Annotated in this window: 1 protein-coding gene; it reads right to left on the reverse strand. The window is 35.1% G+C overall.

From position 1 onward, the window contains the following. Window positions 1–5: 5 nt before the first annotated feature. Window positions 6–453 (reverse strand): efflux RND transporter permease subunit (locus tag FCS21_RS17775; RefSeq protein ID WP_138624506.1); only part of this gene is annotated, 448 nt, incomplete at its 5' end.

Consider the following 453-nt stretch of genomic DNA (forward strand, 5'->3'; position numbering starts at 1 on the left):
TCCAATTACTGATTATTGTCCATTTCTTCTTGTTTCTCCGAAACTGTCCTGTAGGCATTCTCAACCATTACAATACCATCATCAACAACAACACCAATTGCCAGAGCAATACCCGTTAATGACATAATATTAGATGAAATGCCAAATGCTTCAAGTAAAATAAAGCCAATAGACACAGAAATAGGTAATTGAATGAGTATAATTAAAGCACTTCGCCAATGAAAAAGGAAAAGAAGAACCACAAGAGAAACAGTAATCATAATTTCGATTAAAGTTCCTTTAACTGATGCGATTGCTTTTTCTATTAAATCACTTCGGTCATAAGAGGTTTTAAAAGTAACCCCTTCAGGCAATCCTTTTTCAACTTCTTTCATTTTTTCCTTGACTGCCGTTATTACCTTATCAGCATTTTCGCCATAACGCATTACCACAATTCCGCCAACAACTTCACCA

The organism is Colwellia ponticola (assembly GCF_005885605.1).
In the GTDB taxonomy this organism is placed as follows: domain Bacteria; phylum Pseudomonadota; class Gammaproteobacteria; order Enterobacterales; family Alteromonadaceae; genus Colwellia; species Colwellia ponticola.